This is a genomic window from Microcoleus sp. Pol8_D6, assembly GCF_036700965.1.
Taxonomy (GTDB): domain Bacteria; phylum Cyanobacteriota; class Cyanobacteriia; order Cyanobacteriales; family Microcoleaceae; genus Microcoleus.
Map to the genome: position 1 here is coordinate 115,724 of NZ_JAUBPW010000003.1, position 19,206 is coordinate 134,929.

The following is a 19,206-nucleotide window of genomic DNA, read 5'->3' on the forward strand; positions in this document are numbered from 1 at the left end:
GATCAAACTACAGCCAAGTCTCTCTTATACCTTCAATTAACCATCAGCCACCTAATGCTGCGCCGGCTCTTGCAACTTAATCAATTGACTTAGTGTATGCTTTCAGCTTTAGCGAAGCTGAAAGCATAGGGAACATAACACTTAAGTATTTGGTTTTGGGTAATGGCTGCCTGGTATCAAAACATCTTCCAGTGTTACATCCCATCGGAACTTGTCAGAATTAATCTCTGCTACTTTTTTAGCAAGGATGACTACTCCTCCAAATACAGGAGTAAGCGGAAATCTTTCTTGGCTAGGCCTCAGATAATCAAAGTGCAAGCGCATCGGTTCGTGAAAAGCAGCTTTGATCACTTCAAATCCTAACGCTGGCGTAAATAAAGCCTTAAGACCTTCGTCCGTGAAACGCCAAAAGTCCCAAGGTATCTCATGGGAAGGCCAGGAAAAATGAGTGTGATGAAAGGTAAATCCTCCTATTTCTAGTACCTTATTAATTTCCATTGCGGCTACCCAAGGCATTGCTAAATGTTCCAACACGGACATAGAAAAAACAGCATCAAACCGCCTATCGGGAAAGTATTGAGACAATTTATGAGCGTCCCCCACCACATCTGTATTTGCATCTGGATAATAGTCAAAGCCGGTGTAAGAAGCTGCGCCACTCAATAATTGCCTGTGGCTGACAGTTCCGGGGGAGACGATTCGCGAGCCAATTTCTAAAACTTTGAGATGTTTATCATTGACTAACTGCATAAACTCGCCGTGAATTCCACCACCTTCGGGGAAGATATTTCTGTCCGGTTCAGGTGGTCTCGATCCGGCGAAAGCTATGGTCTTACTTGATGTTCCTCCTGGAACTTTCACAAAAAATGTGGCATTGTGCTGAGCAGTGCGGTTTAGATGAACCACAAAGCCACATTTTTCGTTGTAGTATTGCGGTAGCGCTATCGCTATGTCAGGGCGCGGATGCCAAGAAGTAATTGGCACGCAAGTATTGCCCACACAGATTTCAACTTGCTCTAAACTTCCCTTTTTGCTGACAATCCAGCCCCGAATCCCAATAGCATAGTCATCCGACCAAGACTCATCTACGCACAAAATTAAGTTCTCATCTTGTTCTACCATGTTGGTCATGTCGCTTCTCCTTAAGCTATTTCCAAATTTTTATTTCCGAGCTACTTGTCGGATTTGATGTTAATTTGCTATCTGTGGTGCAGTTGAGGCTGTTAGCTCTCTAGACTTACCTCCTTGTAGAAGTTGATTGCCTTTGTCGAATTTGGTCACAGCTTTTTTTGGGTTGATTTTGGCTTGTTTACTTTTTGGATAGATAATTTTGTTCCAAGCTGAATGGCTTAGGGCTTGGCGGGCGATCGCCCATCTATAATACCTGGTTTTGCGGGAACATCCTCAGAGAGCTGAAGTCTGATATCCTTGGGAAGGCAACGGCTTGAGTTCATTGGGATCTCATTGGGGCGCTCGGGCAAAACTTACCCTATGTAGTAGAATGGGATACAAAAGCCCGATCGCGACCAAAGTAAATTATGTTTGAGAAAATTTTGTAGCGACAGATATCATTAACCCAACTATAAATGATTTTCTAAAATACAAGAAAGTGATTTAATTATGACACCCGAGTATCCTACAGCCAATGATTGGTATAAAGCTCATCGACCGGAGTTAAAAAAATATCGGGGTGAGTGGATAGCTTATACTAACAAAGGGGTGATTAGTCACGATCGCGATGCTCGAAAGATGAAGGATGCGACCGAGCCGAGTTGAGCAGGTTTAGATGATGTAATTAAAGGGATATTTGAAAGCGAGTTTGTCGCTCCAGTCAGATTTTCTCCAGTCAGAATGAGAATATGAAAATCTTACAATTGACAACCTAAATACCAGTTGTTATTGAAATTTTAGCATACCGTAGCAGTGAAAATTCTGGTTGATTCAGGTGCAGAACTTAGTTTGATTGGCTCTCCTGGATTTGTGGTAGAAGCGGTAGTGTGAGCGTCTCCCTCACGCAGGCTTTCCTGTCCCTACCACGGGAAGTTTTATTTTTATTAGCAAGCACCTAAAACTCACGAGAACCCTTCACTCACGGCTACAGGTTCATTATCCAATTGCTTTGGAGCAATGTTTATGCGGTGTATAGTCAATGTTTTATCAGAGGCAATTGCGTCATTTTTTTCACCATCACTTGGCGCATTAACTGTTGCCATTCCAGGGAATTAGTTAAACTTTCGGAGTCTAGTTCCAACCCTTGGGCTACGGAAAATTTAGAAAAACTCTCTAACCAATTCATAATTGTTTCGCTTGCTGAGGTTTTAGTTAATTTTAAAGCGTTTTGAAGGTGCTGCTTCATCACAGGCAGTTGACCATTGCAGTAAGCATTCCAGGCATCCCAAACTAACAGATTGTAATCCACTTTGCTTTGTTTTTCTGGAGATTCAGCTACGATTTGTTCTAGCTGGTGCCGTTGTTGGATTTGGTCAATATAGGTTTTAGCTTGGGCTAATTCCTGTTGTATTTCGTGGAGTTGAGATTGCGATTGTTTGAATTCTGTTTGCCATTGATGAATTTGTGCTTCTTTTTGTTTGATATCTCCTTCTAGCTCTATTTTTAGTTGTATAAATTTGTTATTTACCAGTTTAAAATTCTCTTGCTCTTGTTTAAGTTTAGTTGCGGTTTGCTCTAACTCTTCTAAAGTTTGATGCTGTTGAATGTTGATTCGTTCTTCTCGTTTTTTTGCTTGCTGTAACTGATCCATCAACTGACTTAAGGCTACCTCGGCTTGATAAAGTTGAGATTGCGATTCCTCCCAAGCTTGGCGGTGCAGTTCATAGTATTCTAATTCTTCTTGAGTTTGATGTAGTTGAATATGTAAACGCTCTTCACTTTTTTCGGTTTTCTGTAACCGATTCATCAATTGACTTAAGGCTACCTCGGCTTCATAAAGTTTGGATTGCGATTCCTCCCAAACTTGGCGGTGCAGTTCATAGTATTCTAATTCTTCTTGAGTTTGATGTAACTGCGATTGATAACGCATAACATCAAATTGAGCTTGACCAAGTTGATTTTTTGTGTGTTCTAATTCCTGGCGCGTGTGATTAAGTTGAGCATGGGATTGTTGTAAAACGTACTCGGTTTGTTGTAACTGAGTTTGAGATTTCTCTAAAACGCTTTCTGTTTCATGTAACTGAAATTTAGATTGTTCGAGGAGATTTTCTGCTGTTTTCAGTTGAGCTTTTGTCTGTTCTAATTCTGTTTGACGAGACTGAGATTCTTGCAATTCCGGTTCTTGTGCGTGCAATTTAGTTTTCAAGGATTTATTATCCTGTTCTAATCGGCGCAAATTCGCCCAATCTTGAAAAGCCCAAGTTCGATAGAGAGACGGTTTTAATAATTCTTGCCAAGAAAAATCCGGCGTTTGTTCAGGATGCCATGCTCTGCCTTCTAGTTCCTGATAAAGTTCAATAGCTTCCGGAAAGTAATAATCAATTACAGTGGGTTGCTGACTGTTGGATGAAACCTCTGTTTTCAACATTGATGGATCGTAAGCTGTAGGAGAAGGATGACTTAAATCAACGTTGAACTTTTGATTAATCGTATCAATATAGGCGGCTTGGTATTGAACAATCGTTTTAACATTTGCAAGCAGACAACGATTTTGTTCCTGGTTATAAAAATTAAGAATTGTTTGGTTGTAATGCTGCCAATATTTAATGGCTAATTCTGGTTGACTTTGAAAAAGTTCATCTTTCCGCCGATATAGAGAGTCCGCCACTTCCCAGGGAGAGCGATAAATTAATAAAAACCTGGCTTCTGGTAACAGTTTTGCCCAAAAGTCTAAAAAGAGAGTGGTTCGAGGTTCTTTCCATCCCCAAACAGAACTTAAAGCATTATTTTCTATAATTTGTTTAGCTCGATCCACTAATTGGTCTTCTATCTCTAAGTTTTCTTGTAGTGTCCAACCATCGATATTCAGACCTAATGAACTCAAGGCATCTAAATGAAATTGAAAAAAATCTATGTTTTCAAAATGTCCTTTGGCATTAAAATTGGTTGCTTCCATTAAGCGACGACCAATGTGAATACCGGCACTCTGCAAAATAGATGCGGTTAAGGATGTTCCTGAACGGTGCATTCCGGTGATAATGAAAACGGTTTGTTCTGTGTTGGATTTTTGCATTATTTTAGAATGGTTTTCTTCAGGTAAACGTTTATGGACTTCTATTTTTAGATGACAGTAACTCAAAACTCTAAATAATTTAGGTAAGACAATATTACCAAAATTTCCGAATATTCTCTAGAATTTCTAAAAAAGCCTGACGCTCTTTGAGAAGACTATGCTCATTGGCAGTTTGTTTCGCTTGGGTTAAAATTTCCCTAATTTTACTTCGAGGATATTGTAATGCTTGTTGGATTGCATTCAATAAACTTTCTACCCGATACTCTGGACTGATACAATTATACCAGGAAAGGCAAAAAGAGCGATTGCCAATACAGTCTGGACAGATCACCAGTGTTCCTAGCGCCATCCCTTCTAAAGCCGGAAGATAAAACCCCTCTCCTTCTTGTTGATTAGGAAGAAATACCGTCATCTTTGCACTATTTAGCTTTTGTAAATATTCTGCTCTGGAAAGTTGGGCTGTGAGAAATTCCACTTTGTTTTCGGTTTTTTCTAATTCTTTTTTTAACTGTTGTCCTAAAATAGGTTCTTTTAACGCGCAAATTAAAATATTACAATCTTTTTGTTCCCAAGCTAAAGGTTGGGGTAGTTCACTCTGATCCAATCCACAAGGAATAACGAATAGTTCTCCGTTGACTTGATGAGTTTCTTCTAAATAAGTTTTGATTTCAGGACTGACACAAATCCGAAGGGCTTTATACTTGAGAAAGGAATAACGAGGATTATCAGGATAGGCCTGTCTGACGTGCTGAATTAAATTAATAATCGGAATCTGTGAATTATTTTTATAGTGTTCATCAAGGAAATGCCAATCTAATCCTTCCATGAAAATTAGAGCGGGATTTACTAGGGGGTCAGATAAGAGGAAAGTTTTATCGGAATTTAACCAACGATGGTTTTGCTCCCAACTGCTTTGAGGTGTGAAATAAATAAAGGGAGCATAACTATGGGAAAATTTGACATGATTAAAATAGTCCCAAACCTTTAAGTGCCCACCTGTGAAAGCTCCATAATCTCGGTAAAATAACATCGACTGACGAGAGGGCCCCGCTAAGCGGGATGAGGGTGGTAGAGTTGTTAGCGATTCCCAAGATGCCATATCGCTTTGAATTTGCTGTAGCCACGACTGCGATCGCTCTAGTTTGTTTTTAATTTCTGGCAATTCCGAAGGCAAGGGCATATATATAAAGTTATTAAGAACGGGTTGAGAAGGGCAAAAACGGGACGGAAACAATCAGGTAGTGACTGGCATATCCATCTCTACAGGTTGAGTGACTGTTGGCAACTTCCCTGAAGTGTCCATAACCAACATAATATTATTGTGTCTGCTGGCATCCTTCTTGCTGGTAAGATTTAACTGCTGTTCAAGGCCAATGGAATCAGATAACTGCTCAAAAAAGTTGTGATAACTTGTTGACACTCAAGGCTACCCGACATGATATAATTTAATCCTGGAAATAATCGAGAGTTGTGATATGAGTATTAGCCATTTTGAGACAGCAAATCAACACTTACGGACAAGTCATTTGGAAAAGGCAATTCTCAGCTATCAGCAGGGGATACAAGAAAACCCATCATCCCCTTGGCTTTATTATAACTTGGGGGAAGCTCTCAGTCAACAGGGAAGTTTTGAGGACGCGATCTCAGCTTATCAGAAAGCTGTTGAACTCAACGCCAATTCCCCTTGGTTCTATGACCGCTTAGGTACTGTGGAACTGCAAGCCGGACATTTGAGCCAAGCGATCAGTTGCTTTAAACAAGCCATTGCCTTAGAGCAGAACTTTTATGAGTTTTACACGAATTTGGGGATTGCTCTCACCCAGCAAGGCAATATTGTAGAAGCCATTTCTTCGTTTCACAAGGCATTAGAGCTTAAACCCAAGGATGCCGAAACCTATTATAATTTAGGACTGGCTCACGCGCAACAGAACCAAGGTCAAGAGGCGATCGCGGCTTACCATCAAGCCTTAGAGATTAATCCTTATTGGTCAGAATGTTATTTATCCTTAGCCAAAGTTCAAGAACAGTGCGGTCAAACTGATGAAGCACTCAAACATTATCGTCGTGCTTGTCAACTCAATCCTAATTTAATAGAAGCTTACGAAAAAGCACGAAAATTATTAGAAGACCAGGAACAATGGGAGGAAATCATTAGTCTCTCGCGTCGGAGTTGTCAGGTGAATCCTAACTCTGCAACTGCTTACTATAATTTGGGAACGGCATTAATGCACCAGCAGGAATGGAAAGAATCTGTAACAGCATTAGGTCGAGCTTGTGAACTTAATCCTAATTTAGCAGAGGCTTATGACCCGTTAGGAAAAGCTTTAGCTGCACAAAATGAATGGGAAGAAGCGGTTAGGGTTTATCGTCGAGCCGTTGAACTGCATCCTAATTCTAGTCAGCATCAATGGGGTTTAGCTCAAGCACTGGTGCAAACTCGTAACTTGGAAGAAGCGATTACTGCCTATCATCAAGCCTGTGCTTTGAGCCCAAGTTCGGCTGAGTTATATGATGAATTGGGCCAGGCGTTAGCACAATTTTATCAATGGGAAGAAGCGATCGCTGCCTATCGCCAAGCCTTAGAATTAAATCCAGCCAATCCGCGTTCCATTGAAAATCGCTTAGAACAAATTTTAGGCAAACAACGCCAATTTGAAGAGGCCATAGCCTCCTACCGTCGCAGTCAAGATTTTAATCCTGATTCCTTTGAGTCCTATCAAAACTTAGGACAAACCCTGCGACAACAAGGCGCAATTGAAAATGCTATTGTTGCTTTACGTCGAGCTTATATTCTCAACCCAGGTTCGGCCGTTGCTTATCACGTTTTAGGTCATACTTTTGCTATGCTTCAAAAGTGGGATGAAGCGATTAGTTGTTATCGCCGCGCTTGTGAGATTTATCCAGATTCTCCCGATATTAATTTACATTGGGGAGAAGCATTAGAACAGAAAGGAAATTATCAAGAGGCAATAGCTTATTTCCAAAAAGCAATTAACCTCAAACCGGAGTTGGATTTGGCTTATGAAGGGATGAGTCGGGTGATTTCAAAAAAAAAAGGGAGTTAATTTAGAGCCTCTCTCTCGCTATCAAGAGGTATTGAAAAAGAATCCTAATGCTCCTGAGATTTATCAGGATCTGGGACAATAATTGCATCGTCAAGGCGGTTTAAAAGAAGCCATTGATTGTTACCGCAAAGGGATGGAATTGCCAAGCGAACCGATTCATTTATGGTTCTATCGGAATTTAGGAGAAGCGTTGTTAGAACTTGAGCAAGCTATTTGAGATTAGCAGACCCCAACCTAGACTTTGATATCGAATCTAAATCATTGGTGTCGATTGATAAACTCCTTTTTAGATAAGAATGATAACGGTCTAGGAATTTTGCTTTCTGCTGTTCATTGCCGATATCTGACATCAAACGTACTAGCCATAGGAATGTTTGAGTATAGGCCTGGGACTCCAAGGGACGCATCCAAGGTTTAACGGTGGGGCGTGAAAAATAGTTTTGCAGAAGTTGTTCGGACTCTTGCGCCATTTGAACGATGGTTTCAGGAGTATAGGGTTGGGGTTCTCGACAGCAAACTGTTGGCTGTTCTAAACAAACCGCGGCCGCCCCCCTTGAGGATAAATTCAGTAGCAGGTCAAGGGTAGCAGCTTTTTGAGAGAGTTGGGGGTTAAAGCCACCATAACGCTGTAACCAACTGCGCCTCAATAGAATCGGTCTAGTTAGGATGAATTGCCACAGTGTTGGTAACATCCAGGCATGAACCCCATGTAACCCTTCCTGTCCTTGTAAAACGGAATTAAAGGCTGCAATATTAATGGCATCCCCCCTATCGCCGGAAGGGGTTTGCCAAGCACTGAGAACCATTTCTAAAGAACCTGCTTTCTGTTCAAAGCAAGAAACTTGTTGGGCGAGTTTTTCGGGCAAAAATACCTCCGAGGTATTCAAAAAAGTCACAAATTCCCCTTGGGCGATGTCCAAACCGCGATTACAGGCGGCGACAATCCCTTGAGAGGGTTGATGGATGTAGCGGATTGAGGGATATTCTGCTTTGAGTCGCGATCGCATTTCCGGCGTAAAACTATCATCAACGACGATAATTTCAAAGTCAGTCAGGGTTTGTTGGTAAACACTGTCAATGCTTTGACGCAGAGGGAGAGATGCAAAATCTTGCTTCTCTACATTGGTGGTGGGGATAATCACACTAACTCTAGGGGTGTGCTTGGGAGAGAAGGGAGTTAAGTAAACAGTCGCATCGGCACTATTGCCCGCAAAATGACCTTGGAGAAAGGTTTGATTCTGTTGTGCTTCGGTTCATTGAAATGCTTCTAAACGATGTCCTGGTAAATGGTTGTAATCGTGGTTTTGATGAATCGCGGTAATTAATTGACTGGCATTGATGACCGGAAGCTTCTGTTTGATGGCTTCTCCTACCATCCAGTTATCCCAGGCTGCGCGTCCAACGGCAAATTTTGGTAGTTGGGAAAATAAAGGTTTGGGGAAAACGAAATAATCTAAGGCTCCAACGCCACTGAAGGTTCCGGCTTGATGAACGCTATCGCGTAAATTTTGTTCCCAAGGGGAATGATGAAAGTTTAAGGGTTCAGTGATATCCAGATTCCAACGTCTTCCTATGATTAAAAATTGCTGGTATTGGGTGATAATTTGTTGAACCGTTGGTAGGAAATCGCTGGTTAAAATAATATCCGAGTTAACATAAGTCAAAATCGGGTAACTGGCTTGTTGGGAAGCTTGGAAAAAAAGATCATTTAACAGGGAAGTTCCCTGAGTATTGAGTTGGATGTTGGGAATGTGGCGTAAACCCAACTCTCTGGCAGTTTCTCTTGTTCCCTCATCATTTCCCAATAAGATAATTTCCGCTTGGGGTTGCAAGTGTAACCAACTTTGAATGGCATTGCGTTGAATAATACCAATCTAACCTAGAAAGGGTTTAGGAACTGCAAAAATTGTGAGGTTTAATGTGGGTTGAAGATTAGGAAGAATTGATAAAGGGCTAGCTGTCATAATCTATGCTCACTAATCTTCTAGGGTTTCTGCTAGAACTTTTGCCAATAGTTTGACTATCGCTGCATTATCTGATTTAGATTTTGTGCTAACGGTGAGTTCAGGTTGGGGTTGAACTTGAGTTAATTGGGTTTTAGTTTGTTCCAGTTCCGTTTGGAGTTTGGTGATTTCTTCTTTCTGTTGATGAAACTTAGCAACATATTGTTCTAACTCAACTTGTACTTCATCCAGTTGGAATTGGGTTAGTTCCAATTCTTCTCGAACTTCATGGAGTTCAGAACGAGACTGATCAGATTCTTTTTGGGTTTGTTGAAGTTGGGTTTGTAATTGTTCCTGTTGGGTTTGAGATTGTTTAAGGTCGGTTTTGGTTTGTTGAAGTTGGATTTTGGTTTGTTGAAGTTGGGTTTGAGATTGTTTAAGGTCGGTTTGGGTTTGTTGAAGTTGGGTTTGGAGTTGTTCCTGTTGGGTTTGAGATTGTTCTAATTCTACTAATATTTGATCCCGTTGAGATTCTAACTCAGCTAAATTTTCTGCTTTTTGTTGCAGTTGATCTTGGGTTTGTTCCAACGTTCCCAAAGTTTCTTGGTATTGTAACTGTAAAGTTTCTAACTCCTGTTGGGTTTCCTGAAGCATTTGAGAGGTTGGGGAGAGGGGTTGAACGGGAAGCAGCCCATCCTCAGTTCTAACAGTCTGACGGACATAGAACGCTTCTCCCCAAGCGGGGTGGTAGGGAGTCCCCTCTGCTACACACTGAAATTGGTAGTTGGTGAGGAACTGATCGATTTGTTCGGCTAAGGCCCCCCCTTTAAACAGTTCTTGATAATGAACGGTGGTGTAAATGGCATCTAGGGTGTTGAGGAGTTGGGTAGCGCCTTCTAAGGCGAAGAGTTCAGCACCTTGGATATCGAGAATCAGAATATTAAAGTCACTGGGAGACAAATGCAGTTCTTCGAGGAGGGTATCGAGGGTACGGGAGGGGAGGGTGAGTTGTTGAGTTTCTTTAATATTGGGGTAAATTTCGCTGTACTGTTTCCAGGGTAGGATGGAACTGCTAGACTCAAGGGAAGTTAGGTGCAGGGTCACGGTGTCGTTGTGGTTGGCAATGGCAGCTTGAACAACTTGGATATTGGGGCGATCGGCAAAATTTTCTTGCAATCTTTCAACAGCAGTGGGGTTGGCATCGATAAGTAGGGTTTTAACGGTATGGGGGATGTTGAGGCGTTTGAGGGTTTTGCCGTCGTAAGCGCCTATGGAGATAATACCGCGTGGAGTAATGGCGTGTTGTTGACAGAGGTTGAGAAAGTCGATTTTCATGGAGGAAGCCTTGAATTTTAATGCGTTTGGGGTTATTGTATCAGGTAGTAGAATAATTAAGCAGGTTCAGTATTAGATTGGAGAGTCTCAATATGAGTGCGGGGTATCTGATCAAAAAAGCTAATAAATTGAAGCGTCAGGGGAAGTTGGATGAGGCGATCGCTCTTTATCATCAGGTGATTGAAATTAACCCCAATTTTGCTTGGGCTTATCATAATTTGGGAGACACCCTGGTTAAACGGGGGAATTTAGATGAAGCTGTTGCTTGTTATTCAGAAAGTTTAAAAGTTAATTCCTATTCAGCTTGGTTATTGTATAGTTTGGCTGACGCTTTAGTTCAACAGGGAGATTTAGAAACTGCTGTTGAATATTTACAAAAGGCTATTGAGACTAAACCGAACTGCGATAAATTACATAACAGATTGGGTCAAGTATTGGCTCAAAACGCTCTCAAAAGTAAGACGCTTGAAGAATTATATTCACAACATACCGGAAAAGTATCTGATAAATGGTCTTCATACTTACTTGTATATGATCAAATCCTAAAAACTTACAGAAATATGAAGGTCAGATTACTAGAAATAGGTGTTCAAAATGGTGGTTCTCTTGAAATATGGTCAAAATATTTTGCTGATGCGAAATTAATCGTAGGCTGCGACATCAACCCTAAGTGTGCCAACTTGACCTATGAAAATTCAAGAATTCATGTACTTGTAGGTGATGCCAACTCTGATGAAGTTAAAAGTAATGTGATTGAATTATCTAAAAGTTTTGATATAATTATTGATGATGGTTCTCATCATTCTTCAGATATTATAAAATCTTTTGCCACATATTTTCCTCTTTTAGAAGAGGGCGGAATATACATAGTCGAAGATCTACATACCTCGTACTGGAAACAATATCAAGGTGGCTTGTTTTACCCTTTTTCATCTATTGGTTTTTTCAAAAATATTGTTGATATAATTAATTATGAACATTGGCGAATTGACCAAAAACAAGCTGACTTATTCAACGAATTTTGCCATAAATATAAGTTTAAAATTGACCCAATTACTCTTGAAAATATCCACTCAATTACATTCTTTAACTCCCTATGCGTGATTATCAAATGCAAACCAGAACGTAATAATCTTGGAAAACATTGTATTGCAGGATTAATGGATAAAATCGAAGAAGTAGAGAGAATGGTCAGTTCTACTTATAGCGTGTTTCAAGACAAAACAAATAATCAATGGTCAGAGACTAACAAATACACGATAAATACAACAATAATTTCATGTTCACAAGATGGCTCAGAAGCACTTTGGGGATTTAATCTGGAGGAAGTAGAACAACTCAACACCAGCAATACAGTTCCACTTATGTTGAAAGGTTGGGTATTAGGAAAGAAATCAAAAGTAGAGGCTATAGAAATCATCCACAATCATGTAGTTGTTAAACAGGTGTTTGTAAATGTTCCCCGTCCAGATGTTGCTGAGGCTCATTCCTATGTGCGTGATGCTGAGATGAGTGGATTTGAAACTATTGTTAACATCGGTGAACTTTTAGATCAGGGAGAGTTCCTCATACAAGCGCGTTGTTCCGATAAAAGCTGCGTTCCCCTCAAAAAAGTTCAGTTTCAGGTATTTGCAAAAAAAAAGTGATTTTTTAATCACAATCCATTAAAATATGAGCTTTCTACCTTCTCAAAAAAACATACAAGTAGTCGGACATAAATTATCCTAACTGCATACAGTCTTGTTTATTTATGTCTGACTATTTAAAACTGATGTGGCTGTATTAATCAACACTATTCGCTAATGAAAGAATCGTCGCATCTTGCCCACCATCCGGCTCTGGATAATAACCTGACCAAGAACCTCCCACCAGTTGGACTAATCTCAAACCCGATTCTGAAATCATCTGCTCAAAGGAATCCAAAGTATAAGCTACCGCTCCAGTCGGCATTTCCAGATTATTAATACGGCAGCCATCTTCCACTTCATGTTCAAAGGTCAAATTCCACTGCGTCAAGTTCGTTTTACGTGCGCTTGCAAGAATATCATCATTGATGATAAACAGTGTCGTATACACCCGACCGGATGGCTTGAGTAATCTTCTAAATTCCTTCAGATAATGCAAAATGTCTTTTGGAAGAAGGTGGGTGAACACCGACTGAAGCACTATCAAATCTAGTATACCATCAGCTAGAGGAATGCGGATGTCTTGTGTAGCAATTGTTCCACCTGGATTATGGAGCGCATCCTTAACGTCAAAATGCACAAACTTGAAGTTCGGGTATTTTTTTGCGATGCTTGAATTACACCAATTGATAGATGGGGCAATAATATCGATACCCAAATACTGCCCAGATGATAACAGACGAGTTAACGGAATGGCATCTCGACCAATCCCACATCCGACTTCAAGTACCGAAAAATGGGGTTTAAGTCTTCCATATTTCTCTAGGTGTGAAATATGCAGCTTAGAAATTACATCGAATGTATCGGGTCCTCCCCCCGTAAGAAGCATTAAATTAATGGGGATGTCAAATCCCTCATAGTGAAAAACATCCATAATTAACCTCTGTTTGTAGTTCTACTAGAATAACATAACAATCCTTCATATCAATCGTTACCTATTTTTTTCAGTCCTACATAAAACTCACATCCCCATTGCGGATAGTAAGAATTGATTTGAAATCTAAACAGATTTAAGTTTTTTAGCTCATCCATGATGGGCAAAAAAGTATCCGATGTAAAACACCATGAATGCACGTCTAAATATTCTCCTTTAGATGCTCTTTTAGCCATTTCCAATGCCTGATTATCAGCATAAAGATGGACTAAATCATCTTGATTTATTTGTTCGCCCCAAGTGATCCCACCTTGATATGATACGGCATTTCTGTAATAATCAAACACTGCTTTTGGGCTGGGTTTGTCTCTGTTCATTAAGTAGGCATCAATTAATTCTGCTACTGACGATAGTTGCCGAAGGTAGTCAAAACAAAATCTTTTATCAGGAATAATTAAGGATAGTATACCACCTGGTTTTAAAAGATTATAGAGTTCATTGAACCATGATATCGGATTAGGAACATGCTCTATAACATGAGAAGCTATTATATAATCGAAGGGCATATCTTTTTCTAAAACTTGATTCAAGCTCTGCCCCTCTCTGATTACATAGTCAACTTCTACAATCTTGTTTTTCCATGGCTCATTTTCAAATTTTTTCTTTAACTCTTCTGTAGATAAGTAATCTAGATATAAGATTTGGGGAGACATTTCTTTACTGACAATCGGCCTCCATAGAGAACCGATCTCCAATCCCTTCATCTCTTGCAAGTTAATATCGTATAAGACTTTATCTGTTCTATCCATGTTTTTACGCGTCATATCCTCATAGAGTAACACATCTTTTAGATATCTTATTTTTTCAACATAACCTTATTTTTTTTGTGAGATAGCTGAAAAATCGTTGGTGTTCATCCTCAAAATTTAAGTCTTGATAAATAAACTCAAGCTTTTGATTTTTTTCCATATCGTCGATTCCTAAGATGTTACATATCCTTCTTGCTTCCAGTTGAGCAGATGTCCGGGAGAGATTTGTATAATCTTTTCAGGGTTTGCAGATAAAAATGTTTTGTCCAGACCTAATAGTTCTGAAACGCAATTAAACAGGTTTTTATAGTCACATGAAACTAATCGAAAATGACTACCATGTTCAACCACCCGCCTAGAAAAATAGGAAAGCCAATCACAGTCTGCTTCTTTTTTGACTACATGATCAGGAAAACTTAGGTTAGATATATTGCTTTTTATCTTTTGAGAATAATCGGATAACAACCAGCTACTCGGTTCTCTGATAGCCGTAACAATTACCATATCTTCAAATTCACTTTTGATTTCGTTATAAAGTTTAGTCAATTTATGTTTGTCTATTAGCCCAAAAAGCATCTCTTGTGATACAATCGTACTCCTCCTGCTTTGTTTCCGCCCAAAATTTATAGCTAGAGCTAGGTTATCGACAGTTTCCGCTTCAAAATAATTAAATAATGGATTGGCATTCCCTTCCCCTGTCAAACCTCGACTATACTCTAATGGGAATGTAAACCCAATTTTGCTCAAATCACCATTTCCCTCCTTAATTTCGAGTACCGATTGTAATGATGTGCTTCCACATTTGGGCGCACCTGCATGAATAATCAATTTTTTCATTTTCCATTCCTCCTGTGCAGTTAACGATCAATCAGATGAAAAAATAGGTTACCAGACCTCTTTAAAGATATTAGCAATTTCTAGGTAATTTACCACTGGGACGGTAGTAGGAATCGTGCCTATATTGCCAAGCGGTGTAATCTCGTTTAGATCAATAATTTTCGTGGCTTGATCAAGAGCGCTTTTCAGGTGGAGAGGTGTAGGAGGCCTTATGGACAAGATATTAGGAGACCGCAGGGCTAAATTTTTATTGTAGTAACCATTAGTAATGGTAACACATCCTGCGCTCGCCATTTCGAGGGGCGGATAACTGGGATGAGGGCTTTCCATAAGCGAAATTCCAATTGCTGTTTTATTGAGAGTCTCAGAATAGTCTTCAAGGGATAGCTTACCAACAATTGAAGCATTTTCCAAATATACTATTAATTTTTCATCAAAATCCTCGCCGGCAAAAATAAGTTTAAAAATTGTATTTTTCGCTGGATTATCTGCTTGCCACATTTGTAATCCTTCGAGAATGATTGGAAATAAATTTCTTTCAACTGAGGGGCGACCATAAATTAAAATCATGGGTTCTTTTTGAGTGGGATTTAACTTTGAGGCAAGTGTTTCATTTAATATATACGGATAATGATAAGCGGATCTAAAAGAGTATTGTTTTGTTAAAAAGTTGGCCAGTTCCTCGGAGTTAATCAAGGCAATTACATTTTCTTCTTCATAGGTTGCACGAGCCATGACTGAACGACGCGACCAAGTATAAAATCCGGGTTCATAATCTTGAATTAAGTAAATTAAAGGCATCTGAGGAGAACCGAAAGCCTCAACTTGCTGGCGACGCAATCTAAAGCCAAGATCAGCCGTCCACCAAGCCGTTGCCAAAAATACATCAGATGACCTGATCGATAATGGCACATGGCGGTAGTGATAAAAAGGAACAATTGTTGGCGAGGAAATATCCTCATTGGGTCTTGAGCTAAAAAACTGAAAATCGAGCCTATAACACGCCTCCAAGATGCTTTCTTGATCTACTCTGTTAGAGGTAACAATTAACCGCAAATCAACGCTATTGCCAAGTTGACGAAACAATTCGCCGCCGACTTTTATGGCAGTGGAGACGCCACCATAAATATGTTCGGGTTGCATAGTAGGTATAAGCAGATTGAATCGCGGACGTTGGCAAGGCGACACTGTAATATTAACGGGGTATGTTTCTGCATTAGCATTGGGTGAAGGAGAGCCGGAACTACCTAAAAGTTTAACAGGTCGTAGTTGGGACAGCCCATAATCTAGTTCATCTGCGTGAAGTTTCCAGCAGGCAATTTTTTGCTGACTAAATTTGTACAAAACTTTGATGCCATTAAATCCTTGATGTTCAACTACATATAAAAGGCTGCGCTCTATTGCATGGGCAAGAGTACCGTCTATTTGACCAGATTCTTCTTCAAAATCCCCGTAGTTAAGATTTAGGTCAAATAAGGGTTGAATCGCCTCTATTCGCGCCCAGAACATTGTGCTTGAAGGGAATTCGAGGAGCATATCACTTGATAAATTTACTCCCAAGCATTGTAGTATTTCTTTTGCATGATTAAAATCAAATCCCCAATTTCTTAAATCTTTTACCTCGGAAAAATGCTCTGAATAGACTAAGCCTACTGTTCCTTGTGAAAGGAGCAGCAAGTTGGAAAGAATTATGTCTTTGGAACCAATCAAGTTATCAAAAAGAAAATCGCCCCAATTAGACATTTTCGAGTGGTGAGGCGACTTTTTAGTATGAAGATGAAGTATAAATTTTGCATCCTTGATATATTTTGCTCCTTCAATTAATAATGGCGCAACATCCCGGCCACGATTTTGAGTGATAACAACAAAACCATCAAGCTGATATTTCGCTAACAATCGGTTTAATTCAGTTGATTTTTCCGATGTATCTGTGGTGCAAACAACTTGAAGTTGTAGAATCGACGAAACGGTTGAGATGCGTTCCAAGATTTGTGCTGCTATATCAACGTAGAAGCAATGAATCACTGCAAGAATTGGAACTTTGCTTAATTCAGATAGTTTTATATTATCGATTCCGTATAAAGGTACTTCTACTGAAGGGATATGTGACGACGGTGGGTTATAAGCCTGAAGCTGTCCAATATCGCCGAATCTAGCCGGAGTTTGTAAAGCACTCTGGGGAGGAGAATTAAGCTCAAGGTCAGGATGATGATAGTACGTTATTGCTTCATTTCTTTCATTCAAATGTTCTTTAATCAACTCAATCTGAGATGGTTTCAATACCGCCATAAATTCGGGATCTTCTAGTTTGTAAAGCCCAGAGGTAAATAATTGTAGTTTTAAAAACGGAAACCCCTGATCGCAAAGCTCTTTCCAATAATGGATAGTTGGATTTTTTCTTTCATCGACCGATTTCTGATGTGCAAAAACCTCTGAAATTTTTAAACCTAGAGCAGATAATTTGTTCCATAGATCAAGTTCAATCATCCCGATGACTTGATTTTTTAACAAATAATAATCCTTATTAATAAGGACAGATAATGCTCCTTTTTTAATTGCTGTTGACTTTAAGGTAAAAAAGTATTTTTGTAAATGATTTATGTTTTCAGTGTTCTGTGTTAAACAAACAACATTGGCACTAGAATCATTTATGCCTAAACGCAGTAATTCAGAATTTTTACAATCATCCAACAACACAATTGAATCGTTGGCAAACGTAATGCTGTGAGCCTTATTAAGCGATAGGAAAATTCTGCAAGCTAATCGCCACGCGCCAAAATCATATCCAATATTCTCTCTTGTAATGCAAGCAGAGGCTTTAGTGATACCAGGGTGAACGCACAATGAATAATGACCAGAGTTAACTACAACAATAACCTTATACCCTTGATTAACAAATGAATTTACAGTATCTATTTGTAGATAAGATAGTTTTCCACTAGGGCAAAATGCAACATAGATAAGCACATCATCATCAGAGTTGATTTCGCAAGTAGATTCGATTCGATAAGGAATAATATCATCATGTTCTTTAATAGAACGATCTTCTTGCTGTCCTGATGAAAGGTAATGCCATAAAGGATTTAAACCTACAGATGCTACATCTTGATTATGATTGAGATAACTGCTACTAGAAAATATGGGGGAGGGGTCAAATGAATATGGCGGTACTTGTGTAGCGTAATGCTCTAGTGGGGTTAAGTTATTTAACTCACTAGAATATAATTGCAGATAGAAACTTGTGCTAAAATATGGGTTTGGATCATATTTTTTCCAGCCATATTTTAAATAATGAAGCAGTGGATTTTTATGCGTTTTATCTACACTTGAAAGTTGAGAAAAATAATAATTAGTATTAAAAAAAGGTGAGGGATCAAAACCCCGAGAAGCTCCTTCTGTTAAATAATGAGTAACTGGATCAATATCTTGAGCTATAAATTGAGCATATTTCGTTACATACCATGATTCATCGAATAATGATGATTGTGTAATAATCTCTCGCTCAGATAAAGATGAAGGTTTTACTAAATTAGCATCAAATGGTTCCTTCTGGGCAGGATCAACCCTGTGATTAGCATGATTAACTTCTAAGATATTCTCTTTGATACTTGAGCAATTTCCCGCTAATCCAACTAACTTTGGCTCAATCTTCGCGGCTTTTTCCCAAGCCTGTTGAGCTTCCTCAATCTGTCCCAACTGTTGCAAAATCTGACTTAAATGCCAAAAAGACCAGGCTGCATCCGGCTTTAATTGAACTGCCCACCGATACATTTCAACCGCTTCATCTAAACGCCCCAACTTCCCCAAGGTTTCCCCTAAATTTTGATAAGCACCATAAAATTGCGGATTCTGCTCAATCGCTTGCCGATAAACGACTACCGCCGCTTCTAAATTTCCTTCTCTTAACAATTGGTTGGCTTGCTGAAAGGCTTTCACTGTCATGGATTCTATACTCTCAAAAAATAAGGGTTATTCGTCAGGTTTTAGTCAACATCAAACATCCTATCACCATTTCAACCTTGAAACCGACAGGCTCAACTTGCAGCAAGACGATTAACATCTTGCTGATAAATCACTCTACTCAAGTCTAAAATTGCCTGAAACCCACTAATTCCTGCTTCTGTTACTTGGGGATAAGTTTGGACTACATCAGGACGAGGAACATTCACCGCAATGGTTTTCAGGAATCTCCCCTGATGAATTACTTCTACCGCTATCACCGGAGACATTTTCCCCAGAACCCAACCCCGAAAGTCAACGGCCCCAGCATTAGTTTGAGTTCCTGTTTCTGGTGCATCGAGATTAAACGCTAGTAACCCTTGAGATTCTGCGAGGGGGGCACTAAGCACTTCTACAACGTCAATCATTTTTTTCATTTCAGATTGCTGAATCCTGAGTTAATTGGTTCCTTAAGCGTAAAGCCGATGATTCCAGAGAGACGGAGGGTTTTACTGTTCACTTGATACGACGGGGGG

The 19,206-nt window shown here is 39.6% G+C and carries 14 protein-coding genes; 3 read left to right on the forward strand and 11 right to left on the reverse strand.

All coding sequences use genetic code 11. The features are described 5' to 3' along the window. Positions 1-141 precede the first annotated feature (141 nt). Complete coding sequence (locus QUA10_RS02305) at positions 142-1,131, reverse strand: methyltransferase domain-containing protein (protein WP_333080833.1); 990 nt, start codon at positions 1,129-1,131, stop codon at positions 142-144. 489 nt (positions 1,132-1,620) lie between these two features. Here QUA10_RS02305 and QUA10_RS02310 point away from each other — a divergent pair, with 489 nt between their 5' ends. Then, positions 1,621-1,776: a DUF5678 domain-containing protein gene (locus QUA10_RS02310; protein ID WP_333080831.1), complete on the forward strand. Its 156-nt coding sequence runs from the start codon at positions 1,621-1,623 to the stop codon at positions 1,774-1,776. A gap of 370 nt (positions 1,777-2,146) precedes the next feature. Here the strand turns inward: QUA10_RS02310 and QUA10_RS02315 are convergent, their stop codons facing one another. Beyond that, positions 2,147-4,183: a sulfotransferase gene (locus tag QUA10_RS02315; RefSeq protein ID WP_333080830.1), complete on the reverse strand. Its 2,037-nt coding sequence runs from the start codon at positions 4,181-4,183 to the stop codon at positions 2,147-2,149. A 94-nt stretch (positions 4,184-4,277) separates the two neighbouring features. Beyond that, on the reverse strand, positions 4,278-5,282 hold the full coding sequence (locus QUA10_RS02320; protein ID WP_333086159.1) for a glycosyltransferase: 1,005 nt from the start codon (positions 5,280-5,282) through the stop codon (positions 4,278-4,280). Positions 5,283-5,658: 376 nt separating this feature from the next. Here QUA10_RS02320 and QUA10_RS02325 point away from each other — a divergent pair, with 376 nt between their 5' ends. Continuing rightward, the gene (locus QUA10_RS02325; protein WP_333080828.1) at positions 5,659-7,248 is read left to right on the forward strand and encodes a tetratricopeptide repeat protein; all 1,590 of its coding nucleotides are present in this window, start codon (positions 5,659-5,661) and stop codon (positions 7,246-7,248) included. Positions 7,249-7,457: 209 nt separating this feature from the next. Here the strand turns inward: QUA10_RS02325 and QUA10_RS02330 are convergent, their stop codons facing one another. From QUA10_RS02330 to QUA10_RS02340, 3 genes are all read right to left on the reverse strand, one after another. Beyond that, positions 7,458-8,390 (reverse strand): glycosyltransferase, encoded by a 933-nt coding sequence (locus QUA10_RS02330; RefSeq protein ID WP_333080826.1) that lies wholly within the window; start codon positions 8,388-8,390, stop codon positions 7,458-7,460. 111 nt (positions 8,391-8,501) lie between these two features. After that, positions 8,502-9,080 (reverse strand): glycosyltransferase family A protein, encoded by a 579-nt coding sequence (locus QUA10_RS02335; protein WP_333080825.1) that lies wholly within the window; start codon positions 9,078-9,080, stop codon positions 8,502-8,504. A 144-nt stretch (positions 9,081-9,224) separates the two neighbouring features. Continuing rightward, positions 9,225-10,526 (reverse strand): FkbM family methyltransferase, encoded by a 1,302-nt coding sequence (locus QUA10_RS02340; RefSeq protein ID WP_333080824.1) that lies wholly within the window; start codon positions 10,524-10,526, stop codon positions 9,225-9,227. 92 nt (positions 10,527-10,618) lie between these two features. On the opposite strand from QUA10_RS02340, the gene QUA10_RS02345 reads away from it, so the two are divergent. Next, entirely contained in the window at positions 10,619-12,172 is a 1,554-nt protein-coding gene (locus tag QUA10_RS02345) for a tetratricopeptide repeat protein (RefSeq protein ID WP_333080823.1), read from the forward strand. Positions 12,173-12,308: 136 nt separating this feature from the next. On the opposite strand, the gene QUA10_RS02350 is transcribed toward QUA10_RS02345, so the two are convergent. The 5 genes from QUA10_RS02350 to QUA10_RS02370 all read right to left on the reverse strand — a co-directional run bounded on the left by QUA10_RS02350 (position 12,309) and on the right by QUA10_RS02370 (position 19,107). Beyond that, positions 12,309-13,085: a class I SAM-dependent methyltransferase gene (locus QUA10_RS02350; RefSeq protein WP_333080822.1), complete on the reverse strand. Its 777-nt coding sequence runs from the start codon at positions 13,083-13,085 to the stop codon at positions 12,309-12,311. A 50-nt stretch (positions 13,086-13,135) separates the two neighbouring features. Continuing rightward, positions 13,136-13,909 carry a methyltransferase domain-containing protein gene (locus tag QUA10_RS02355; RefSeq protein ID WP_333080821.1) on the reverse strand — a complete coding sequence of 258 codons (774 nt, stop codon included), beginning with the start codon at positions 13,907-13,909 and terminating at the stop codon, positions 13,136-13,138. A 156-nt stretch (positions 13,910-14,065) separates the two neighbouring features. Next, positions 14,066-14,731 carry a hypothetical protein gene (locus QUA10_RS02360; protein WP_333080820.1) on the reverse strand — a complete coding sequence of 222 codons (666 nt, stop codon included), beginning with the start codon at positions 14,729-14,731 and terminating at the stop codon, positions 14,066-14,068. A gap of 48 nt (positions 14,732-14,779) precedes the next feature. Beyond that, complete coding sequence (locus QUA10_RS02365) at positions 14,780-18,673, reverse strand: rhamnosyltransferase WsaF family glycosyltransferase (protein WP_333080819.1); 3,894 nt, start codon at positions 18,671-18,673, stop codon at positions 14,780-14,782. Positions 18,674-18,765: 92 nt separating this feature from the next. Next, positions 18,766-19,107: a hypothetical protein gene (locus QUA10_RS02370; protein WP_333086160.1), complete on the reverse strand. Its 342-nt coding sequence runs from the start codon at positions 19,105-19,107 to the stop codon at positions 18,766-18,768. Positions 19,108-19,206 lie beyond the last annotated feature (99 nt).

What these genes read in the sequence shown, in the direction of transcription:
- QUA10_RS02305 (WP_333080833.1), bottom strand. Translation starts at nt 1,131, where the DNA reads ATGACCAACATGGTAGAACAAGATGAGAACTTAATTTTGTGCGTAGAT.
- QUA10_RS02310 (WP_333080831.1), top strand. Translation starts at nt 1,621, where the DNA reads ATGACACCCGAGTATCCTACAGCCAATGATTGGTATAAAGCTCATCGA.
- QUA10_RS02315 (WP_333080830.1), bottom strand. Translation starts at nt 4,183, where the DNA reads ATGCAAAAATCCAACACAGAACAAACCGTTTTCATTATCACCGGAATG.
- QUA10_RS02320 (WP_333086159.1), bottom strand. Translation starts at nt 5,282, where the DNA reads ATGGCATCTTGGGAATCGCTAACAACTCTACCACCCTCATCCCGCTTA.
- QUA10_RS02325 (WP_333080828.1), top strand. Translation starts at nt 5,659, where the DNA reads ATGAGTATTAGCCATTTTGAGACAGCAAATCAACACTTACGGACAAGT.
- QUA10_RS02340 (WP_333080824.1), bottom strand. Translation starts at nt 10,526, where the DNA reads ATGAAAATCGACTTTCTCAACCTCTGTCAACAACACGCCATTACTCCA.
- QUA10_RS02345 (WP_333080823.1), top strand. Translation starts at nt 10,619, where the DNA reads ATGAGTGCGGGGTATCTGATCAAAAAAGCTAATAAATTGAAGCGTCAG.
- QUA10_RS02350 (WP_333080822.1), bottom strand. Translation starts at nt 13,085, where the DNA reads ATGGATGTTTTTCACTATGAGGGATTTGACATCCCCATTAATTTAATG.
- QUA10_RS02355 (WP_333080821.1), bottom strand. Translation starts at nt 13,909, where the DNA reads ATGACGCGTAAAAACATGGATAGAACAGATAAAGTCTTATACGATATT.
- QUA10_RS02360 (WP_333080820.1), bottom strand. Translation starts at nt 14,731, where the DNA reads ATGAAAAAATTGATTATTCATGCAGGTGCGCCCAAATGTGGAAGCACA.
- QUA10_RS02365 (WP_333080819.1), bottom strand. Translation starts at nt 18,673, where the DNA reads ATGACAGTGAAAGCCTTTCAGCAAGCCAACCAATTGTTAAGAGAAGGA.
- QUA10_RS02370 (WP_333086160.1), bottom strand. Translation starts at nt 19,107, where the DNA reads ATGAAAAAAATGATTGACGTTGTAGAAGTGCTTAGTGCCCCCCTCGCA.